This is a genomic window from Gemmatimonadales bacterium (assembly GCA_030697825.1).
In the GTDB taxonomy this organism is placed as follows: domain Bacteria; phylum Gemmatimonadota; class Gemmatimonadetes; order Gemmatimonadales; family JACORV01; genus JACORV01.
In genome coordinates, this window is record JAUYOW010000122.1 from 1 (window position 1) to 21,624 (window position 21,624).

The 21,624-nt window shown below is 69.8% G+C and carries 14 protein-coding genes; 12 read left to right on the plus strand and 2 right to left on the minus strand.

Annotated elements, in window-relative coordinates; genetic code table 11:
* Window positions 1-226: 226 nt before the first annotated feature.
* The 10 genes from Q8Q85_06245 (at window position 227) to Q8Q85_06290 (ending at window position 14,209) form a co-directional block, all read left to right on the plus strand.
* Complete coding sequence (locus Q8Q85_06245; protein ID MDP3773853.1) at window positions 227-721, plus strand: (2Fe-2S)-binding protein; 495 nt, start codon at window positions 227-229, stop codon at window positions 719-721.
* Window positions 722-733: 12 nt separating this feature from the next.
* Window positions 734-3,094, plus strand: coding sequence for a molybdopterin-dependent oxidoreductase (locus Q8Q85_06250; protein ID MDP3773854.1), 2,361 nt, complete (start codon window positions 734-736; stop codon window positions 3,092-3,094).
* A complete protein-coding gene (locus tag Q8Q85_06255) occupies window positions 3,091-3,951 on the plus strand; it encodes a xanthine dehydrogenase family protein subunit M (GenBank protein ID MDP3773855.1) in 861 nt (286 codons plus the stop codon). The genes Q8Q85_06250 and Q8Q85_06255 overlap by 4 nt, the downstream gene beginning before the upstream one ends.
* Window positions 3,952-3,954: 3 nt before the next feature.
* Window positions 3,955-4,416 (plus strand): carbon monoxide dehydrogenase subunit G, encoded by a 462-nt coding sequence (locus Q8Q85_06260; GenBank protein MDP3773856.1) that lies wholly within the window; start codon window positions 3,955-3,957, stop codon window positions 4,414-4,416.
* On the plus strand, window positions 4,413-5,315 hold the full coding sequence (locus tag Q8Q85_06265) for a MoxR family ATPase (protein ID MDP3773857.1): 903 nt from the start codon (window positions 4,413-4,415) through the stop codon (window positions 5,313-5,315). The genes Q8Q85_06260 and Q8Q85_06265 overlap by 4 nt, the downstream gene beginning before the upstream one ends.
* Window positions 5,312-6,544, plus strand: coding sequence for a VWA domain-containing protein (locus tag Q8Q85_06270; GenBank protein MDP3773858.1), 1,233 nt, complete (start codon window positions 5,312-5,314; stop codon window positions 6,542-6,544). The genes Q8Q85_06265 and Q8Q85_06270 overlap by 4 nt, the downstream gene beginning before the upstream one ends.
* A gap of 8 nt (window positions 6,545-6,552) precedes the next feature.
* Window positions 6,553-8,277 carry a DUF885 domain-containing protein gene (locus tag Q8Q85_06275; protein MDP3773859.1) on the plus strand — a complete coding sequence of 575 codons (1,725 nt, stop codon included), beginning with the start codon at window positions 6,553-6,555 and terminating at the stop codon, window positions 8,275-8,277.
* Window positions 8,278-8,395: 118 nt separating this feature from the next.
* Window positions 8,396-9,526 carry an efflux RND transporter periplasmic adaptor subunit gene (locus tag Q8Q85_06280; protein ID MDP3773860.1) on the plus strand — a complete coding sequence of 377 codons (1,131 nt, stop codon included), beginning with the start codon at window positions 8,396-8,398 and terminating at the stop codon, window positions 9,524-9,526.
* Entirely contained in the window at window positions 9,523-12,618 is a 3,096-nt protein-coding gene (locus Q8Q85_06285) for an efflux RND transporter permease subunit (GenBank protein MDP3773861.1), read from the plus strand. Before Q8Q85_06280 ends, Q8Q85_06285 begins: the two co-directional genes overlap by 4 nt.
* Window positions 12,619-12,736: 118 nt before the next feature.
* Entirely contained in the window at window positions 12,737-14,209 is a 1,473-nt protein-coding gene (locus Q8Q85_06290) for a M28 family peptidase (GenBank protein MDP3773862.1), read from the plus strand.
* A gap of 34 nt (window positions 14,210-14,243) precedes the next feature.
* Here the strand turns inward: Q8Q85_06290 and Q8Q85_06295 are convergent, their stop codons facing one another.
* Both Q8Q85_06295 and Q8Q85_06300 read right to left on the minus strand, forming a co-directional pair.
* Window positions 14,244-15,794, minus strand: a complete 1,551-nt coding sequence (locus Q8Q85_06295; protein MDP3773863.1) for a hypothetical protein — start codon at window positions 15,792-15,794, stop codon at window positions 14,244-14,246.
* Window positions 15,795-15,977: 183 nt separating this feature from the next.
* A complete protein-coding gene (locus tag Q8Q85_06300) occupies window positions 15,978-16,838 on the minus strand; it encodes a VOC family protein (GenBank protein ID MDP3773864.1) in 861 nt (286 codons plus the stop codon).
* 155 nt (window positions 16,839-16,993) lie between these two features.
* Here Q8Q85_06300 and Q8Q85_06305 point away from each other — a divergent pair, with 155 nt between their 5' ends.
* Together Q8Q85_06305 and Q8Q85_06310 are read left to right on the plus strand one after the other, a co-directional pair.
* Window positions 16,994-20,719: a carboxypeptidase regulatory-like domain-containing protein gene (locus Q8Q85_06305; protein ID MDP3773865.1), complete on the plus strand. Its 3,726-nt coding sequence runs from the start codon at window positions 16,994-16,996 to the stop codon at window positions 20,717-20,719.
* A 233-nt stretch (window positions 20,720-20,952) separates the two neighbouring features.
* Window positions 20,953-21,624, plus strand: a 672-nt coding sequence (locus Q8Q85_06310; GenBank protein ID MDP3773866.1) for a cobalamin-dependent protein, incomplete at its 3' end; no start/stop codon positions are given.

Consider the following 21,624-nt stretch of genomic DNA (forward strand, 5'->3'; position numbering starts at 1 on the left):
GTACGTCGTGCGCGTGACGATGGGGGACCGGCGCCTCCAGCAGCACATCGTCGTGCAGGACTGGCCGCCGGACCGTCTCGGGCGGCTGCGGTGAGCCCCGGTCGGCGCGGGTCCGCGGGCCCGCACCGACGCGCTAGTGTGGCGCCCTTGACCACGCCCGCGGCGAGCCGTACGCTATCCCTCCCACTTCCGCCGAAGACCTGATCGTTCCACGCGAGACGAGACCATGAAACGAAGTGTCAGCCTTTCCGTGAACGGCACGACCCGCACCGCCGAGGTCGAGCCGAGAGCGTTGCTCGCGCACGTCCTGCGCGACGACCTCAACCTCACCGGCACGAAAATCGGCTGCGACACGAGCCAGTGCGGCGCGTGCACCGTGCTCATCGACGGCCGGGCGGTGAAGAGCTGCACGATGCTCGCGGTGCAGGCGGAGGGCGCGCAGATCACGACCATCGAGGGCCTCGCGACGAACGGGAACCTGCACCCGCTCCAGAACGCGTTCTGGGAGAAGCATGGCCTCCAGTGCGGCTTCTGCACGCCGGGCGTGATCCTGACCGCCGTGGACCTGCTCGGCCAGAACCCCGACCCGAGCGAGGCGGAGATCCGTCACGCGATCGATGGGAACTACTGTCGCTGCACCGGCTACCAGAACATCGTCGCCGCCATCAAGGCTGCGGCGTCCACCCTGCGCGGGGCCGCTCCTGCCCGCGCGGCGTCCTGAGGAGGGCCCGCCATGCCAACGCTCTTCGGCTCCAGCATCAAGCGGCGTGAGGACCCCCGCCTCATCACCGGCCAAGCCACGTACACCGACGACGTCAAGCTCCCCGGCCTCACCTACGCCGCCATCCTCCGCAGCCCCTACGCGCACGCCAAGCTCAAGAAGGTAGACACCAGGGCCGCGAAGGCCGCGCCGGGAGTCCTCGCCGTCTACACCGGCGCCGACATCAAGGACCGGGTGGTTCCGGTGTTGTGCGCGTGGAACGTGCCGAACTGCGACCTCAAGACGCCGCCGCACCCGCTCCTGGCGCACGAGAAGGTGCGCTATGTGGGCGACGGAGTAGCGATGGTCGTCGCCGAATCGCGGGCCGCGGCGCGCGACGCGCTCGACCTCATCGAAGTGGACTACGAGCCGCTCCAGGCGGTGACCGACCCCGAGAAGGCGGCGCAGCCGGGCGCGCCGCAACTCCACGCCGAGGTGCCTAACAACATCGCGTTCACGTGGGTGGTGGCAGGCGGCAATGCGGACGAGGCGTTCGCGAAGGCGGAGGTGAAGGTCAAGCTGCGCATCGTGCAGAACCGGCTCCTCCCCACGGCCATGGAGCCGCGCGCCGCCGTGGCGAGCTACAACAACGGCACCGGCCAGCTGACCCTCTGGGCGACGAGCCAGAACCCACACATCCACCGCTTCCTAGCCTCGGTGATGCTGAAGCTCCCCGAGCACCGGGTGCGAGTGATCGCGCCCGAGGTGGGCGGCGGCTTCGGCAGCAAGATCCCGTGCTACGCGGACGAAGTGCTCTGCGGCCTCGCCTCGATGGACCTCAACCGTCCGGTGAAGTGGACCGAGGACCGGTCCGAGAACTACAAGGCGACCATCCACGGCCGCGACCACATCGAGTACGTGGAGATGTGCGGCACGCGGGACGGGAAGATCACCGGACTGAAGACGAAGGTGTACGCCGGACTCGGGGCATATGCTTCGACCGCGGCGCCCGGCGTGCCCACCATCCTGCACGGCTTGATGTACTCCGGCGCGTACACCATCCCCAACATCCACGGCACCGTGATCGGCGTGTACGCGACCGCGACGCCGGTGGACGCCTACCGCGGCGCGGGTCGGCCCGAGGCCACCTATCTCGTCGAGCGGCTGGTGGACACCTTCGCGCGCGAGATCGGCATGGACCCGGTCGAGCTGCGGCGGAAGAACTTCATCCCGAAGGACGCCTTCCCCTACACCACGGCGACGGGCGTCGCCTACGACTCGGGCAACTACCAGGGCACGCTAGACAAGGCGCTCGGCATGCTCGACTACCAGGCCTTCCGCGCCGAGCAGGAGAAGGCGCGCAAGCAGGGCCGGTACCTCGGCCTGGGCGTGTGCACCTACACCGAGATCTGCGGCCTCGGGCCATCGAACGTGGCGGGCGCGGTGGGATTCGGCGGCGGACTGTACGACTCGGCGCTGGTGCGCGTGTATCCCACCGGCATGGTGCGGGTCTACATCGGCACCAAGCCGCACGGCCAGGGCGAGGAGACGACGTTCGCGCAGATCGTGGCGGACGAGTTCGGCTACCCGGTCGAGAACGTGCAGATCGTGCACGGCGACACCGACAACACCCCGCAGGGCTGGGGCACCTACGGGAGCCGCACCACCGCGGTGGGCGGCATCGCGGTGACGCTCGCGGCGCGGCGGGTGAAGGAGAAGGCGAAGAAGATAGCCGCGCACCTGCTCGAGGCGAACGAGGCCGACCTGGAGTGGAAGGACGGCGCATTCGTGGTGAAAGGTTCGCCCGACAAGAAGAAGACCTTCGCCGAGGCGGCGTTGATGGCCAACGTCGCGTGGAACATGCCGGCGGGCGTGGAGCCCGGCCTCGAGGCGACGGCCTTCTTCGACCCCACGAATTTCGTGTTTCCGTTCGGAGCGCACCTCTGCACCGTGGAAGTGAACGCCGAGACCGGAGAGGTGAAGATCCTCCGCTACATCGCGGTGGACGACTGCGGGCCCCAGATCAATCCGATGATCGTCGAAGGCCAGGTGCACGGCGGCGTCATCCAGGGGATCGGCGAGGCGCTGCAGGAGATCGCGGTATACGACGACCAGGGCCAGCTCCTGACCGGCACGATGATGGACTACGCGGTGCCGAAGGCGAGCCAGATGCCGAAGATCGAGGTCGCCCACACCGTGACGCCGTCACCCGTCAACCCGCTCGGCGTGAAGGGGGTAGGCGAGACCGGCACCATAGCGTCCGTTGCCGCGGTAGTGAACGCGGTGGTGGACGCCCTCGCGCCGCTCGGAATCATTCATATGGACAAGCCGCTCACGCCCGCCCGGGTGTGGGCCGCGATCCAGCGGGCCAAGGGGAACGGAGGCAGCCGATGATCCCCCAGACCTTCGACTACGTGCGCGCCCGGAACATCGGGGACGCGCTGAAGGCGCTCGCGGCGAAGGACGGCGCCAAGGTGATCGCGGGAGGGCACAGCCTGATCCCGATCATGAGGTTCCGTCTCGCGCAGCCCTCCCTACTCGTGGACATCGGCCATCTGCCGGAGCTGCGCGGGATCGCGGAGGCGCGGCGCGGCGCGAAGATCGGCGCGGGTACGACCTACCGCGAGCTGCTGGAGTCGGCGCTCCTCACCGAGCGCTTCCCCATCATCGCCGAATGCACGTCGGGTATCGGAGACCTCCAGGTGCGCAACAAGGGAACGATCGGCGGAGGGCTCGCGCACGCGGACCCGGCAGCGGACATGCCGGCGGTGATGCTCACGCTGGACGCGCGATTCGTCTTGCGCTCGAAGCGCGGCAAGCGCACGGTGGCCGCGCGCGAGTTCTTCCAGGGCTCGTTCTCCACGGCCATGGCTGAGGACGAGCTGATGGTCGAGATCGTCCTGCCGCCGCCGCCGCGCAATGCGGGGATGGCGTACGTGAGCTTCGAGCAGGCGGCCTCCGGCTACGCGCTGGCGGGCGCGGCCGCGATCGTGAAGCGCTCGCGCGCGACGGTCGCCGAGTGCGCGCTCGCGATGACCGGCGTGTCGGACCGCGCCTACCTGGTGAAGGCCACGGAGCAGTTGGTGGGCACCAAGGGCGAGCCGGAGACCATCGAGAAGGTCGCCGCGCAGGCCGCGGACGGTGTCGAGGTGAACGGCGACATCCACGCGCCGGCGGATTATCGCCGGCACCTCGCGACCGTCGCGGCGCGACAGGCGCTGCAGAAGGCGCTGGTGCGGTCGAAGAAGTAGCCGTTGCAGCTCACCTTCGCCGGCTCCCCCGAGGTCGCGGCCCCGCGCGAGGTGTTGTGGGCGCGCCTCCTGGATCCGAGCGCCGTGGCCGCGTGCGCGCCCGGGGTCGAGTCGGTCGAGGCGCTCGACGAGGCCCACTACAAGGTGGTGTGCGCCTTCGGCGTCGGCGCGATCAAGGCGCGCTTCACGTTGCACGTCGAATTGGCGGACCTCGCGCCGCCGGAGGCCGCGAAGATGCGTGCCCACGGCACCGCACCTGGCTCGGTCGTGGACGTGCAGACGGGGATCCGGCTCGAATCGCTCGGGCCCATGCAAACCCGCCTCCACTGGACGGCTGAGGCCACGATCGGCGGCACCATCGCCAGTGTAGGGGCGCGCCTCTTCGAGGGAACCGCCCGCAAGATCATTAACCGGTTCTGGCAGGACTTCGCCGCGAAGGCTTCCGCGTCTATCCTTCCTGCATGAGCGGCCCACCTCCTTCCATTGACGCGCTCCAGGCCGCCTTCGCCGCGCATCGCTACGTCGCCGACCGCGACCTCGCCACCGCCGTCTACCTCTCGCTCGCCCTCGGCCGGCCCCTGTTGCTCGAAGGCGAGGCCGGCGTGGGGAAGACCGAGGTGGGCCGCACCCTCGCCGCCGTGCTCGGCGCAGAGCTGATCCGGCTCCAGTGCTACGAGGGGCTCGACGTCAACACCGCGGTATACGAGTGGGATTATCCGCGGCAGATGCTGGAGATCCGCCTGCTCGAGGCGCGCGGTGAGGCCAAGAGTGCCGCGACCCGCGACATCTTCAGCGAGGAGTTCCTGATCCGCAGGCCGCTCCTCAAGGCGCTGGCGAACTCCCACGCCGCACCGCCGGTGCTCTTGATCGACGAGATCGACCGCGCCGACGAGGAGTTCGAGGCGTACCTGCTCGAGGTGCTCGCCGATTTCGCCGTCACGGTGCCGGAGATAGGCACGATCAAGGCGGATAACCCGCCTCGCGTCATCATAACGAGCAACCGCACCCGCGAGGTGCACGATGCGCTCAAGCGTCGCTGCCTCTACCACTGGATCGACTACCCGACCGCCGAGCGAGAGCTGGCCATCCTCAGCCGCCGCATGCCGGACCTGCCGGCGACGCTGGCACGCGAAGTCGTGACCTTCGTGCAGCGTCTCCGCGCGACCGACCTCACCAAGGTGCCCGGCATCGCGGAGACCATCGACTGGGCCGCCGCGCTGGTCGCCCTCGGCGCGAAGACCCTCGATGCGGAGCAGATCGAGCGCACCCTGGGCGCGCTGCTCAAGTACCAGGAGGACGTGAGCGCGATGCGCGGGGGCGGGGGCGCTAGGAAGCTGCTCGACGAAGTGCGCGCGGGCGCATGAGCCCGTCGTCCGCGGCAGCCGGCGACCGCTCGGGGCACCCGGCACAGCAGGTCGACGGCGAAGCGCTCACCGCCAACGTCGTGCAGTTCGGCCGAGTGCTGCGGCGCGCCGGCCTCCAGGTGGACCCCGACCAGACCCGGAACTTCGCGCGCGCGCTCGCGCTACTGGGCGTGGGACGGCGCGGTGACGCAAAGGCCGCGGGGCGCGCCGTCTTCGTGCGCCGTCGGGACGACCGCGCCACCTACGACGCGGCATTCGATCTGTTCTGGCGCCGCAGCACCGTCGAAGGAGGTGTGTCCGATGCGCTGCCGAGGATCCGGCAGCAGGAGCGCAAGCATGGCGGGTTCGATCCCGGCGGGCCGGGCGTAAACGCCGCGGAGACCACCGACGTCGGGGACACGGTGGCCCCGAAGGCCGCGAGCGCGCTGGAGACGCTGCGTACCACGGACTTCGCGGAGATGACGACCGAGGAAGCGAACGACGCGGCCGCGATGCTCGCCGCACTCCCGCCGCGGCTCCCGCGGAGGCTGTCGCGGCGGAGCCGGCTGGACCGCACCGGCCGGCGCCTCGCCACGCGCGCGATGATCCGCCGGTCGCTGGGCAGCGGCGGCGAGACGCTCGACTTCCGCTTCTTCCGGCGCACCACGCGCCCGCGGCCGATCGTCCTGGTGTGCGACATCAGCGGCTCGATGGAGCGCTACAGCCGCTTCCTGCTCCGCTTCGCGCACGCGCTCCAGCGCGCCGGCGCACCTCTGGAAGTGTTCGTCTTCGGCACGCGGCTCACCCGCATCACGCGCGAGCTGCGCGGGCGCGATCCTGACGCCGCCCTGCGACGCGTGGCGTGGAAGGTGGTGGACTGGAGCGGCGGCACGCGGATCGGCGCCAGCCTGCGCGAGTTGAACCTTCGCTGGGTGAGGCGGACCATCAGGAGCGGCGCGATAGTACTGCTAGTATCCGATGGGTGGGAGCGCGACGATCCGGCGCTGCTCGCGCGCGAGATGGCGACGCTCCAGCGTTCCTGTCACCGGCTGATCTGGCTGGACCCGCTGGCGAGCCGCCCCGGGTTCGAGCCGGCGACGGAAGGGCTGCGCGCGGCGCTGCCGTTCGTGGACGACTTCGTGCCCTGCGCGAGCGTCGCGTCGCTCGAGGCGCTCGCGACGCGCCTGTCCGCCCTGCCGGCCTCGGCCGCCACCGAACGCACCGGGTACGCCGGCCGACCGGCATCCTGAGGAGATCCATGTCCGTTCCACGTTTCGGCCGCCGGTACGCGGCTGCCTTCATCCTGGTGGCCACGGCGTGCGCCCCCGTCGGAACGCCTCGTCTGGCACCGGTCGTCGGCGACTCGGCGCGGTTCGAGCAGTTCGTGGACCGGTACCTCGAGGGCCCGCGCGAGCGGCGAAGCGGGAATCGCGATGACACGAGGGACTTCCTGGCCGGTCTGGACACCGCGGCCGCTCCACGGGCGGCCGAGCGGGCAGCGGGCCAGCTCACCCTGCTGCGGGCAATGGACACGACCCGGCTCTCCGTCCCGCAGCGCATCGACTGGCTGCTGGTCGAGTCGTACCTCATGCGCACCATCGCGGACACGGTGCTGCACCAGGCCGAGCGCATCCCCGGCCGTTATCTCACCCTGGGCGACCTGTACTGGCGGGTCGCGGGGGACCGGCCCCCGACCCCGAGCGACTGGCGCGACATCCGCCGCGACCTGCTGCGCGCGCCGCTCGCGATGGATCTCGGCCGCCGGCAGCTGCGGGAGCCCCCGCCGCTCTGGGTGAGGCTCGCCGTCTCCACGGCGCGCAGCTACAGCGGATTCCTGGGCGGCGAGTTCGCCAACCGGGTGCGTTCCACCGCGCCGGACACGTTGCGCGAATCGCTCCTCGCCGCGGGCGAGCGGGCGCGCTCCGCGCTGGATGGGTACGCCGCCTTCCTCCAGGACACGTTGCGGCCGGGCGCCGAGGGCTCTTGGGGCTCGGGCCGCGAATACTACGACTGGGTCCTCGCGCACACCAACTTCCTGGGTTACGGCGCGGACTCGATGATCGCGCTGGGAAGGCGTCTTCACGCCGAGACGAAGAGCGCGCTCGACTCTCTCGCCGCGACCATCCGGCCCGGGACACCGTGGCGAGTCCTCGCGGACGAGATGCGCGAGCGGCACCCGGAGGCCGGTCACGTGACCGAGGCCTATCAGCGCGCTTCGCACCGGGTGCAAGGGCTCCTCATCCGCGACGACCTCGTGGCGATCCCGCCATGCGAGCAGCTCACTTTCGTGCCGACGCCGCCCCAGCTGCGCGAGACGTATGCGTGGGGCGGCTACGGCGGCATCACCGTTCGGGACAGTGTCATGGTGGGCCGGTTCTTCGTCACCGACGTCGTGCCTTCGATGACGCCGGAGCAGACGCGCGAGAAGCTGCGGACCCAGAACAACGGATGGATCAGCGTGATCGCGCTGCACGAGGGGTATCCCGGCCATCATCTCCAGACCACGTACGCGCGGCGGAACGCCAGGCGCCTCCGTCGCTCCGGGGGCAACAGCTACTACGGCGAGGGTTGGGCGCTCTACGCCGAGCACTGGATGGCGCGCGCGGGGTTGTTCGAGAACGACGACGCGCGGTTGGCGCAGCTCCAGATGCGGCTGTGGCGGACGGCGCGCGTCATCATCGACCCGTCACTGCACACCGGCACGATGACTTACGAGCAGGCAGTGCGGTTCTTCGTGGACGAGGTCGGGCTCGAGCGGAGCGCGGCCGAAGCGGAGGTGAACCGGTTCACCACCTGGCCGACCCAGGCGCCGAGTTACATCGTCGGGTGGCAGGAGATCTCGCGGCTCGAAGCGGAGATGCGGGCCGGGCTCGGCGCGCGGTTCTCCCCCAAGCGTTTCGTGGAGCAGGTGCTGGAGGCGGGGCCGCTGCCGCCGGCGCTGCTCCAGCGCGCGGTGCGGGAGGCGAACGGCCTGACGCGGTGAGGCGCTTGGCGGCGCCAGCGGCAAGGCCACGCGGGCGGTCGGGTTTGCGCGGCGTGTGGCGCGTGGCGACCTTGGGTCGTTGGGCCAACGCCAAGTGAGCCCAGTGCGTAAGGTTACGATGCGATTCGACTTCCGATTGCCGGCCGCCGTTGTCCTGCTGCTCGCCGCCGCCAGCGCGAAGCCGGAGCGTGCGGCGCGTCCCAAGGTGCCCGTCACCGTCGCGCCGGTCGCCGAGCGCGCGGTCCCCTATGAGATCACGGCCATCGGCTCGGTCACGCCGCTCCAGAGCGTGGCGGTACGGTCGCAGGTCACGGGGATCCTGGTGCGGGTCGGGTTCCGCGAAGGCCAGGACGTGCGGGCGGGGCAGCTCCTCTTCCAGCTCGACGCGCGGCCGTTCCAGGCCGCGCTCGACCAGGCGCAGGCAACGCTGGCGCGGGACCAGGCCCAGGCGGCGAACGCGCGCCGCCAGCTCGAGCGCGCGCAGGAGCTGGCGCAGTCGAACCTCACCTCGAGCGAGCAGCTCGACCAGGCCCGGACCAACGCCGAGGCGACGGCGGCGGGCGTCGCCGCGGACTCGGCGGCGGTGGAGACGGCGCGGCTCAACCTCGACTACACCCAGATCCGCGCGCGCATCAGCGGCCGCACCGGCGGCCTGTACGTGCACGAGGGCAACCTCGTCCGCACCACCGACGGCAACCCGCTGGTGGTCATCAACCAGATCCGGCCCATCGCGGTCACCTTCGCCGTGCCCGAGCGCTACCTCGAGGACATCCGGCGCTTCAGCGCCAACCGCCGTTTGCAGGTCGCCGCCCGCGCCCAGGACTCCTCGGGCGTCGGCGCGCTGGGCGAGCTGAGCTTCGTGGACAACCGCGTGGACACCACCACGGGCACGGTCCAGCTGCGGGCCACCTTCCCGAACGACGACTCCCGCCTCTGGCCGGGGGCCTTCCTCGCCGTGCACCTGGTGCTCGACGTCGAGCCGAGCGCCCTCACCGTGCCCTCGCAGGCGGTGATGACCAGCCAGCGGGGCACCTACGTCTACGTCGTCCAGCCGGACCGCAAGGTGCGCATGCAGGACGTCACCCTCGGCCGCTCGGTCAACGACTACGTGGTGGTGGCGAGCGGGCTCTCCGCCGGCGACCTGGTGGTGACGGACGGACAGCTGCGCCTCACGCCCGGCGCGTCAGTGGAGGTGAAGACGGGCAGCGGCGGCGGCGCCCCGCCGCAACCCAGGACGGCGATGCCGTGAGCATCTCCGCCCTCTTCATCCGGCGGCCGGTCATGACCACGCTGGTCATGAGCGGCATCCTCATCTTCGGCGTCATGGCCTACCGCCAGCTGCCGGTGAGCGACCTGCCGAACGTGGACTTCCCGACCATCACGGTGAGCGCGAACCTCTCGGGCGCGAGCCCGGAGACCATGGCGTCCGCGGTGGCGACGCCGCTCGAGAAGCAGCTCAGCACCATCGCGGGCGTGGACCAGATGGTGTCGAGCAGCTCGCAGGGCAGCACCAACATCACCCTGACCTTCAACCTGAGCCGGGACATCGACGCGGCGGCGCAGGACGTGCAGGCCGCGCTCTCCAGGACCCAGCGGTCCTTGCCCAGAGACGTGCTGCCGCCGTCGTTCCAGAAGATCAATCCCGCCGACCAGCCCATCCTCTATCTCGCGCTGCGTTCGACCACGCTCCCTCTCACCACGCTGAACGAATTCGCCGAGGGCTTCCTCGCGCAGCGCTTCTCGATGATCCCGGGCGTGGCTCAGGTCAACATCTTCGGCAGCCAGAAGTACGCCGTTCGCATCCGGCTCGACCCGCAGGCCATGGCGGCGCGCGGCATCGGGATAGACGAGGTCGCCGCCGCGGTGGGCAACGCCAACGTGAGCCTGCCTAACGGAGTGTTGTGGGGAGCGCACCGCGTCTTCACCGTGCAGGCCAACGGCGAGCTGGCCACGGCCCGCGAGTTCCGGCCCATCGTCGTCGCGTACCGGAACGGCTCGCCGATCCGGCTCGAGGACCTGGGCCAGGTGGTGGACAGCGTGCAGAACGACAAGTCCGCCAGCTGGTTCAGCGGCACGCGGGCGATCATGCTCGCCATCTCGAAGCAGCCCGGAACGAACACCGTCGCGGTGGCCGACGCCGTCCACGCCCTGCTGGAGCGACTCACCCCACAGCTGCCCGCCGGGGTGGACATCCGCACCCTGTCCGACCGCTCGCAGTCCATCCGCGCGTCGGTGCACGACGTCAAGATCACGATGATGGTGACGCTGGTGCTGGTGATCCTCGTGATCTTCCTGTTCCTGCGGAACGTCTCGGCCACCGTGATCCCCAGCCTGGCCCTCCCCATGTCCATCGTGGGCACCTTCGCCGTGATGTTCCTGCTGGGCTACAGCCTGGACAACCTGTCGTTGATGGCGCTCACCCTCAGCGTGGGCTTCGTGGTGGACGACGCCATCGTGATGCTGGAGAACATCGTCCGGCACATGGAGATGGGAAAACCCCGCATGCAGGCGGCCCTGGAGGGCGCCAAGGAGATCGGCTTCACCATCGTCTCCATGACGCTGTCCCTCACCGCGGTATTCATCCCGCTGCTGTTCATGGGCGGGATCGTCGGGCGGCTGTTCCGCGAGTTCGCGGTCACCATCGGGGTGGCCATCCTGGTGTCGGGTTTCGTCTCGCTCACCCTCACTCCGATGATGTGCAGCCGGTTCCTCAAGCCCCCGCGCGAGCAGCACCACGGCCAGCTCTTCGCCGCCACCGAGCGGGTCTACCAACGGACCCTGGGCTTCTACCAGCGCACGCTCGGCTGGGTCATGGAGCACCGGCGGGTGGCGCTCGCGTTCTCCGCGGCGATCCTGGCGGGAACCGTCTGGCTGTTCGTCGCGGTGCCGAAGGGGTTCATCCCGTCCGAGGACACCGGGAACATCTCCGGCAGCACCGAGATGGCCGAGGGCACGTCGTTCGCGGACATGGTGCGGCACCAGCAGCAGATCGCCGACATCCTGCGCGCCGACTCGAACGTGGTGGACTTCATGTCGTCGGTGGGCGGCGGCAACAACGGGCGCCTGCAGATCCGGCTCAAGCCCCGCTCTGAGCGCGACCTCGACGCGGACGGCGTGATCCGAGTGCTCCAGCGCAAGCTCGCCGTGGTGCCGGGCATCCAGGTCTTCCTCTCGAACCCGCCTCCGATCCGCGTCGGCGGGCGCGTCTCGAAGAGCCTCTATCAGTTCGTGCTTCAGAGCCCGGACATCGACGGCCTCTACGAGGGGGCGGCGCTGCTCGAACGCCGGATGCGGGACCTGTCCATCCTTCAGGATGTGACCAGCGACCTCCAGATCAGGAACCCGCAGGTGAGAGTGGAGATCGACCGCGACCGTGCCTCCTCGCTCGGACTCACCGTGGCGCAGATCGAGAGCGCCCTCTACGACGCGTACGGCACGCGCCAGGTCTCGACCATCCTTACGCCGGACAACCAGTACGCCGTCATCATGGAGCTCCTGCCCCAGTACCAGCGCGACTATTCGGCGATCAACCTGCTCTACGTACGGTCGCGGACCGGCGCGCTGGTCCCGGTGGGCGCGGTGGCCAGCCTCAAGCCGGCGGTCGGCCCGCTGAGTGTCAACCACTCGGGGCAGCTCCCGTCCATCACGCTGTCGTTCAACCTCCGGCCCGGCGTCTCCATCGGCCAGGCGGTGGATGCGGTGCAGAGCCTGGCGGGCCAGACCCTGCCCTCCTCGATCACGACCGCATTCGGCGGCACGGCACAGGCGTTCCAGGCCAGCCAGAGCGGGCTCAACCTGCTCCTGCTGCTCGCGGTGCTGGTCATCTACCTGGTGCTCGGCGTCCTGTACGAGAGCTTCATCCACCCGCTGACGATCCTCTCCGGCCTGCCGTTCGCGGGCTTCGGTGCGCTGCTCACGCTGCTCATCTTCAAGACCGAGCTCAGCGTCTACGCGTTCGTGGGGGTGATCATGCTGGTGGGGCTGGTGAAGAAGAACGCGATCATGATGATCGACTTCGCGGTCGAGGCCGAGCGGAGCGAAGGGAAGAGCGCGCGCGACGCGATCGTCGAGGCGTGCAGCATCCGTTTCCGGCCGATCATGATGACGACGATGGCGGCGCTGATGGGCACGCTGCCCATCGCCCTGGGGTGGGGCGCGGGCGCCGAGTCGCGGCGGCCGCTAGGGCTCGCGGTGGTGGGCGGGCTCGCCGTCTCGCAGATCATCACGCTGTACGTGACGCCGGTCTTCTACACCTACCTGGATGGGCTCCAGTCGCGCTTCAAGCGGCGCGCCAGGACCCCCGTGCTCGCGGAAGCGCCGACCGCCCAGGCCGCCGACTAGACTAGCCCGCACCGCTCGCGCCGCGCGCCACGCTTACGGCTGGCGCGCCGCCACCGCGAGGGGCATTATGGAGCCCGTTCCCCCGCGATCACACCTGATCCGCAGCGAGGTCCACGCGATGAATATCCGCGCCCTGCTCCCGTTCCTCCTGGTCTCCACGCTCACCGCCGGCGTCCTGCGCGCGCAGGACGACGTCGCCCGTCTCGTCACCGCGCTGCTCGGGCCCACTCCGATGCTGGAAGACCTGGGAGCGCTGACCGACGGTATCGGCGGCCGGGCGACCGGCTCCGAGGCGAACCTCGCGGCGGTGGACTGGGCACTGGCCCGGTTCCGCGCGGCCGGCGTGGACGCGCGCCGCGAGGCGTTCCAGATGCCCGCGCTCTGGCACGAGCGCTCGGCTTCGGTAGTGGTGCGCGGGGCGGCCCGCGCGTTCTCGCCGCGAGTCGCGGCGATGCCCTTCTCCGCGGCGACCCCGGCGGGCGGCCTCACCGCGCCGCTGGTGGACGGCGGTCGCGGCACCGAAGCCGATTTCGCCCGGCTGGGCGCGCGGGCGCGCGGCGCGTGGGTGATCGTCGAGACGGAAGAGCTGACCGACATCCCCGGCCTGTTCCGCGAATACGCCGAGGCGACCCTGATCGAGCAACGCGCGTTCGCGGCCGGAGTAGCGGGAGTGGTCTACGAGGGCTCCCGCCCCAACGACCTGCTCTACCGGCACAACGCCTCCCTCGGACCCGCCAACACGCGCCCGCTGATGGTCATGGAGCGGGACGGCGCGTCGCGAATCCTCCGGTTGCTGCGCGCCGGCCAGGCGCTCACCCTCACCGCCCAGGTCGAAATCCAGGCCGGAGGGCAGTACGAGAGCTACAACGTGGTCGCCGAGATCCGCGGCGCGACGCGGCCCAACGAGATCGTGGTGATCGGCGCGCACCTCGATTCGTGGGACCTGGGGGATGGCGCGCTCGACAACGGGTGCAACGTCTCGCTCGTGATCGACATCGCCCGCCAGGTCCGCCGCCTCGGCTTGAGGCCGGCGCGGACCATCCGCTTCGTCCTTTTCAACGGCGAGGAACAGGGGCTCGTCGGCTCGTGGAAGTACACCGTGAGCCACCTCGACGAGATGGACCGCACGGTGCTCGCCGGCTCATTGGACATCGGCACGGGGCGGATCACCGGCTTCTTCACCGGCGGCCGGCCCGAGGTAGCGGCGGCTGTGACACGCGCGCTCGAGCCGGTCCGCGGTCTCGGGCCCTTCGAGCAGGTGGACGTTCCGATCGTCGGCACCGACAACTTCGACTTCATGATGCAGGGCGTGGCGAACATCGTGGGGAACCAGGAGTCGGCCAACTACGGGCCGAACTACCACGCCCGGTCGGACACCTTCGACAAGGTGAACGCGCAGCAGCTCCGGCTGAACGCGGCGATCGCCGCGGCGGTCATCTACTCCTTCGCGAACTCCGACGTGACGTTCCCGCGGCAGACGCGGGCGGAGCTCGAGCAGCTGGTGCGCTCGACCGACCTCGCGGACCAGATGCGGTCGTTCGGAATCCTTCAGGCTTGGGAAAGCGGGGCGCGCGGAAGGGCGCGGAACTAGGCCCGCGGCGTCCCGAATCGGGCCCGCAGCGTCATCAGGCCGTGGCGGCGCTGACCTCCGGCATCGCGGTGGTCTCGAGGTATGCCAGGTGGTCGTGGGTGAGGGCGTCATCGGGTAGCAGCCGGTACATCGGTCCCAGGTCGTTCCGGATCCGCGCGCGGTAGAACTCCGGCAGGCGGTCGGTCTCCCCGTTCATGTAGCGGATCACCGACGGATCGGTGTCGAGCAGGCGCCGGATCATCGTGTGATAGCGCAACCGGCCGAACCCCTCCGAGGAGACCGCCCGCACCAGGTTCATCCACCGCGGGATCGTAGCCCGCGTCGCGGCGAACCGCCGCGCGATGGTGCGCCAGGTGAACGAGTGACGAGTCACGTCCACCACGTGATCGTAGAACTCCCGCCACTCGTAGTGCTTCGGGCGGACGTTCATCGCCTGGCAGTTGTTGAGGAGGTGGAAGGGGAACGGCAGCACGCGCCCCTCCCGCTGGTACTCGAGGTTCAGCGGCGCCGCCCGGCCAAACGCCGTGAGCAGCGAGTAGGCGGGGAACGCCCCTGGCGTGAGATCCAGGAACCGCTTGGTCAACTCGAACGGCTCGGGACCGTGGTCGGAGTCCATACCGAACACGAAGTTGGTCTGCACGTAAGGCACATGGCGGAGGACCGTGTTCACGTGCTCGGAGATCTGCCGGACCTTGTCGAGGCCGGTGAGCCGCGTCCTCGACTTGTTGCCGAGGTCGAACCATGACTCGATCCCGGGCAGCAGGGCGCGGAAGCCGTTGTGCTTGAGCCGGACCAGGTGGGGCTCCGACAGGATGGACAGGCTGGTCTCGGCGATGTGGCGCATCCTGCCCGGCGGGACCTCGGCCTCGATTGCGTCCATGTACCGTTCGAACTTGATACCGAAGTTGGGGTCGTGCCACCCGATGATCGGCTTCTTGACCTTGCTCAACACGAAGCGCAGATCCTCGCGGAGCCGATCGAAGCTGAGCGGCTGATAGTCCACCGTCGAGTCGATGCAGAAGCTGCAGGTGTACGGGCACCCCAGGCTTCCTATCATCGGCACGATCTTGATGGTCGGCGCCTTCGCGAGCGTCGCCTCGACGAACTTCCACCGCTCCGCGAGCGTCGGGAACTCCATTGGCTGCCGGGCTGCCGAGAGGCAGCGGCCGAGCGGGCGGTTCGGCGCGCACTCGCGTACCACTTCCTCCACCACCGTCCGGTCGGTGAAGCCCAGGACGTAGTCGAAATGGCGGGCGGCGTCTTCCGGGTAGCAGCGGGCGTGGGGCCCGCCCATGACCGTTACGGCACCCCTCTGCCGGAACAGGTTACTGAGCGCGTAGGCGAGCTGCGCCGCCTGCGTGAAGGCGCCGATGAAGAGCAGGTCCACGTCCGGCGGCAGCTCCGCGAGCAGATCCTCAAACCCCGTATAGCAGACGTAGGTGACGCGGTGCCCCTCCTGCTCGCACCACACCCCGAGCACCTGCGGCATGATGCTGGCAAGGTTGGCATGCATCACGCGCGCATACAGCGCGCGGGTGGGGTTCTTGGTTACGAGGTCGAGAATGCCAATGTGGAGCCGGCGCATCGAAGTCCTCCCTGTGGTCTCGTGATCGGGGAGGGCGCCGGAAAGCGGGCGACAGCTCGATGGCGAGGCGGTCTGGGCTACGAGTTGTGGGTTCGAAGTAAGAATCGGCGCCAAGCGGCCGGACCGCAAGTCGCGCCCCGCGGCCATCGGGGAAGACCTGATGGCCGGCGGCCCTCCGGACCCTTACCCGCCGCCCGACTGAAGCAGCACCCCGTTGCCGGACGGGTCGCGCAGGAGCAGGCCGAGCGCCGTCTCCTCCGGCGTCACGCCCGCCTCGCGGACGCGCGCCAGCACTGGTTCGAGCGCCTGCGCGTCCGGCAATCGGACGGCGAACGCGCGCAGGCCGAGCGAGCCGGGCGAGGGTGGCGGCGCGCCGAGACTCGTCCAGGTGTTGGCGGCGACGTGATGGTGGTAACCGCCGGCGGAAAGGAACGACGCGGAGGCGCCGTAACGGGTCGTGAGGCCGAAACCCAGCACGTCGCGATAGAAGTGTTCGGCCGCGGAGATCTCCGCGACACGCAGGTGGACGTGGCCGATCACCGTGCCCTTCGGCAGCCCCGTCCATGGCGCGTCGCGTCCCTCGAGCTCCAGGAGGAGACCGTCGAGATCGAGCGGGTCGGTGACCATCCGCACCTCCGCCGCGTCGTACCGCCATTCGGCGCGCGGGCGGTCGCGGTAGATCTCGATGCCGTTGCCCTCCGGGTCGGCGAGGTAGAGCGCCTCGCTCACCAGATGGTCGGAGGCGCCGTGCAGCGGGACGCGGGACTCGGCGAGATGGCGCAGCGCCTGCGCGAGAGCGAGGCGCGACGGCACCAGGATAGCCATGTGGAAGAGGCCCGTGGTTCCGCGCGCCGGCCGAGCCTTGGCATCCTCGGTCAGGACCAGCAGGTCGGCAGCGCCGGCGCCGAGCCGAACGGTGTTGCTCTCACGCTGGTGGACGCGGAATCCGAGGCTGTGCTCGTAGAAGGCGAGCGCGCGATCGAGGCTCGAGATGGTCAACACGACCGGGCCGACGGTCGTGCCGGGATGGATGGATTGGCGCATGCGGAACAAGATGGCCCCCGGGACCGGGTGGCGCCATCCGGCCTGAAACGACACCGAGGGGCGGGCCCGCGGCCTGGAGCGCCACGTCCAACAATTCAACCGTCTTTCCGTATATAGCAGGACAGGTCGTTCGTGACTTTCGCCCGGTGACGTTCATGCTTGGTCCGCGTTGGTTCCGGTTCGTTATCATCGCCGTCGCGCTCTGGCTCGCGCCGGCCCCGGCCGCCGCCCAGGCGGGGTCGGGCACTGATATCATCACCGGCGTCGTGACGGGGGAGGACGGTCGCCCGATCACTGACGCCACGGTCGAGGCATACTCGCTCGAGACGCAGGTGACACGCCGGGCGCAGACCGACACCCGCGGCCGCTTCACGATCCTCTTCCCCGACGGCGGCGGACAGTACCGGATGACGGGACGCGTCATAGGCATGGCGCCGCGCATCGAGCTTCTGCAACGCCACGCCGACGAGGACCGTCTGGTCTGGAACGTCCGGTTGACGGGCAGCGCGGTCACGCTCGATCCCATCACGGTGCGCGCCGGTCCGCAGATCGTGCGCGCGCCCGACGGGCCGACGCCGGGCTCGACCGAACGCGCGTTCAACGGGGACCAGCTCGCCCGGCTCCCGACGGATGCCACCGATCTCGCGCTGCTGGCCTCGCTGGTTCCCGGGGTGGTGCCCATCTCGGCCACCGACTCGAGCGCGACCGCCTTCTCCGTAGCGGGGCTCGGCCCGGACGCCAACGCGCTGACCCTCGACGGTCTCCTTTTCGGCACCTCGTCCATACCGCAGGAAGGCCTGCGCCAGACCCGCGTCGTCACCAGCACCTACGACGTCTCGCGCGGCCAGTTTTCGGGAGGGTTGATAGCTTCGACCACCCGAAGCGGCAGCAACGTCGTGCAGGGCTCGTCGCAGTACCAGCTGCGCGACGACGACCTCGCCGTGACCGACGACAGCTCCGCGTTCGCGCAGGGCTTCAGCCAGCACGTCATCAGCGGCGGGGTCGGCGGGCCGATCGTGCGGGACCGACTTTTCCTGTTCGGCTCGTTCCAGGCCCGGCTCCGCTCCGATCCCCAGCAGACGCTGCTCTCCGCCAACCGCGCCGACTACCCGCGCCTCGGCGTGCATCCCGATTCGGTGACGCGGTTCCTGTCCCTCGTGAACGGCCTCGGCGTGCCGACCGCCAGCGTGCCCGGCGGCGACACGCGCTCCAACGACAACCTTTCGGCGCTCGCGCGGCTCGACTACGTGCTGTCGAACTCGCACACCCTGACCTTGCGAGGCGACTGGAGCGGCACCAGCCAGGACCCGACGCGCCTCGGTACTCTCACCCTGCCGCAGACCGGCGGCCTGCTCTCGACCGGCGGCGGCGGCGCGATGCTGACCCTGACGTCACGCTTCGGGGCGACGCTGCTCAACGAGGCTCGCGCCTACCTCCATGCCTCGCGGAACGACGGCGATCCCTTCACCCAGCTGCCGGCTGGGCGGGTGCAAGTGGCCTCCGACCTGCCGGACAGCACGCGAGGCGTCTCGACGCTCGTCTTCGGAGGCAACTCAGGCCTGCCCACGCGCTCCCGCTCGACGAGCTTCGAAGCGTCGAACGAGTTGTCGCTGCTGCCGGGCTCGGGCGGCCACCGATTCAAGATCGGCGGCTCGTTCACCGCCGAGCGCGCCCACAACGTGGTGGGCAACAACCGGCTCGGCACCTTCACGTACAATTCGCTCGCGGACCTCGAGGCGGGCCGGCCGGCGTCGTTCCGCCGCACCATCGGAGCGACCGAGCGAAGGTCGGACAACTATCGCTGGGGACTCTACGCCGGCGACGTCTGGATCGTCAGGCGCCCGTTCCAGCTCACCTACGGCTTGCGCCTCGAGGGATCGGCCTTCGGGAATCCGCCGGAGTACAACCCCGCGGTAGACTCGGCGTTCGGCCGGCGCACGGACCGGCTCCCCACGGAGTGGCGCCTGAGCCCCCGCGCCGGTTTCACGTGGACCCTGGGTGGCACGGCCTTCCAACCGGGCGCCGGTTTCCAGCCGGGCCGCATCCCGACGCCGCCAACTCTGGTGATCCGCGGCGGGATCGGCGAGTTCCGAAGCCAGCCGCCGAGCGGCTTGGTGGCGCTGGCGCGCAGTGCCACGGGGCTCGCGCTCTCGTCCGCCGAGGTGGTGTGCACCGGCCTGGGAGTGCCCGTGCCCACGTGGAACCAGTACTGGGCGGATCCGGGCACGATCCCCGACGAGTGCGCCGCGTCGGGCCCGCCGGCGACGGGAGGGTTCCAGCCGGCGCGTACAGTGACGCTCTTCGCTGACGGCTTCGAGGCGTCGCGCGCCTGGCGCGGGTCGCTCGGCGTGGAGAAGCGGCTCACCCAGCTCTTCCGCCTCACGATCGAGGGGAGCTTCTCGCGCGGGGTGCGCCAGAGCGGCTTCCGCGACCTCAACCTGGTGAGCGCGCCCCGGTTCACTATCGCGTCGGAGGGGGACCGCCCCGTCTACGTGGCGCCCGGCGACATCACGGCGACCACGGGCGCGCCGCGGTTCAATGCGTCGCGCGCCGACTCGGCGTTCGGCCAGGTGCTCGAAGCGCAGTCGAACCTGCGCTCGCGCTCGGAGCAGTTCACCGTCGGCATCGGAGGGTTGGTCTTCCGGCGCGGCATCCAGATGCAGACCTCGTACACCTGGCAGCGCACCCAGGACCAGGCCACCGGGGCGCGGGGCGGCAGCACCGCGGGCGATCCGAGGGTGGTGGAATGGGCGCGCAGCGACTTCGAGCGGCGGCACAGCTTCCTCGCGACGCTGACCTATCCCTTCTCGCAGTCGCTCGAGATCACATCCATCGGGCGGCTCACCTCGGGCTCACCCTATACGCCTACCGTGGGCGGTGACGTGAACGGCGACGGCTCGCGCAACGATCGCGCGTTCGTATTCGTGCCCGGCGGAGCCACGCCGGAGGCCGCGGGGATACAGCGCCTCCTGGCGCAGAGCTCGTCCCAGGTGAGGGAGTGCCTCCAGAGCCAGATCGCCAGCGTCGCCGCGCGCAATTCATGCACCGGGCCATGGCAGTACACGCTCGACTTCCAACTGAACTGGCGGCCGGCCTCCTTCGGGCTGAACCGCCGGCTGACGGTGTCGGTGGTGACGGTGAACTTCCCGCGCGGGCTCGACGAGTTGCTCCACGGCGGAGCGGACGGCGCGAAGGGGTGGGGTCTCGCGACGCGGCCGGACAACACGCTGCTGTACGTGAACAGCTTCGACCAGGCTACGCAGCGGTATGCGTACGATGTGAACGAACGCTTCGGCGCCACGGCCGGCTCGGCCACGGCGTTCCGGCCGCCGTTCCAGATCGGCGTCCAGGTGCGGATGACCATAGGGCCGGACCGCATGCGGCAGGCGCTGGACGCCATGCGCGCGGCGGGTCGTCGCGGCGCGGCCGTCGGTGCGGGCGCTCCTGGCGGCCAGACTGGATTCCGCGGACCCGTCTTCTCATCGGCGGAGGCGCTCGCGCGGATCGAGTCGGCGCTGCCCAATCCGGCCGGCGCCGTCCTCGACCTCAAGGACTCGCTAGGGCTCGACTCGGCTCAGATCGTTCTCCTGATGCCGCTGCGCGATTCGCTCGCCGCGCGGAACACCCGGCGGCTCGACTCTCTCAGGGCGGCGGTCGGCACGGGCAACAATCCGGACTTCGTGCGGCTCATGCCGATCCTGCGCCCGCTCTTCGAGGCCGGTCGCAACGAGGTCGCGCAGGCCACAGTAGCGGTGCGCGCTATCCTGACCGCCGAGCAATGGGCGAAGCTTCCTGAGTCGGTACGGAACTTCCAATTGGGGCCGCGCCCGGGGCAGATCCAGGAGCGACGCCCTGGGGCCGAGGAACGGCGGCGGCCGTAGCCGCGCGCCTGGGCGCGGTCGGCTGCATCAGCTCTCCCTCCCACGTCTCACACCCCCAACCCTTCCGCGAGAACTTCGTCAGCGTGCCGGCCCGCTGGCCATCTGAGCGCCACCTCACCACGCGGCAAAGGCGACCGATGCACTCCCGTTATGGCGCCGGCGCCTCGTTGCCTCACGCGATCGCAGGGAGCTAGATTGGCCCGTTCCCACGACCTTGCGAAGGCGCCCTCCTCATGATCCGAACGCCACGAGTCCTGCTCACGTCCGTGTGCCGTCCCCTGGGTGTCCGCCACGGCGATTCCCCGAGCGTAGGGTACGAGTTGCTCCACGAACAGGTGACCCGCGCCCAGGGGTTGTTCAGCCCCCGTTCCCACCACATCCAGTTCTCGCTGGAGTACATCGCCGAGAACCTCGAGGCCCCCACCGGAGTGCTCCAGTACCCATCTCGGAGGGAGCTCATCCGCGAGCTCAGGCGCGGGTACGAGGTCGTGGGCGTGTCGTTCGTCCTGGCGACCTACCACCGCATGAAGGAGGTCGTGGCTCTGGTCCGGGAATACTCGCCGCGGTCGAAGATCGTGCTGGGCGGGTACGGGACCGTGGCGCCTGACGAGATGCTCCTCCCCTACGGCGACCACATCTGCCGCGAGGAGGGGGTCGGCTTCATGCGGCGCCTCCTGGGCGAACCCGAGATCCGGATGCCGTACCGCCACCCCTTGATCATCAACCCCCTGCGGGTGTTCGGGAAGCAGGTCTCCCGAACCGGGATCGTATTCGCTGGCTTGGGATGTCCCAACGGGTGCGACTTCTGCTGCACCTCTTATTTTTTCAAGCGCAAGCACATCCGGCTGCTCCCCACCGGGGCCGACATCTACCACGTCGTCGAACGCTACCTCGAAGTCGATCCC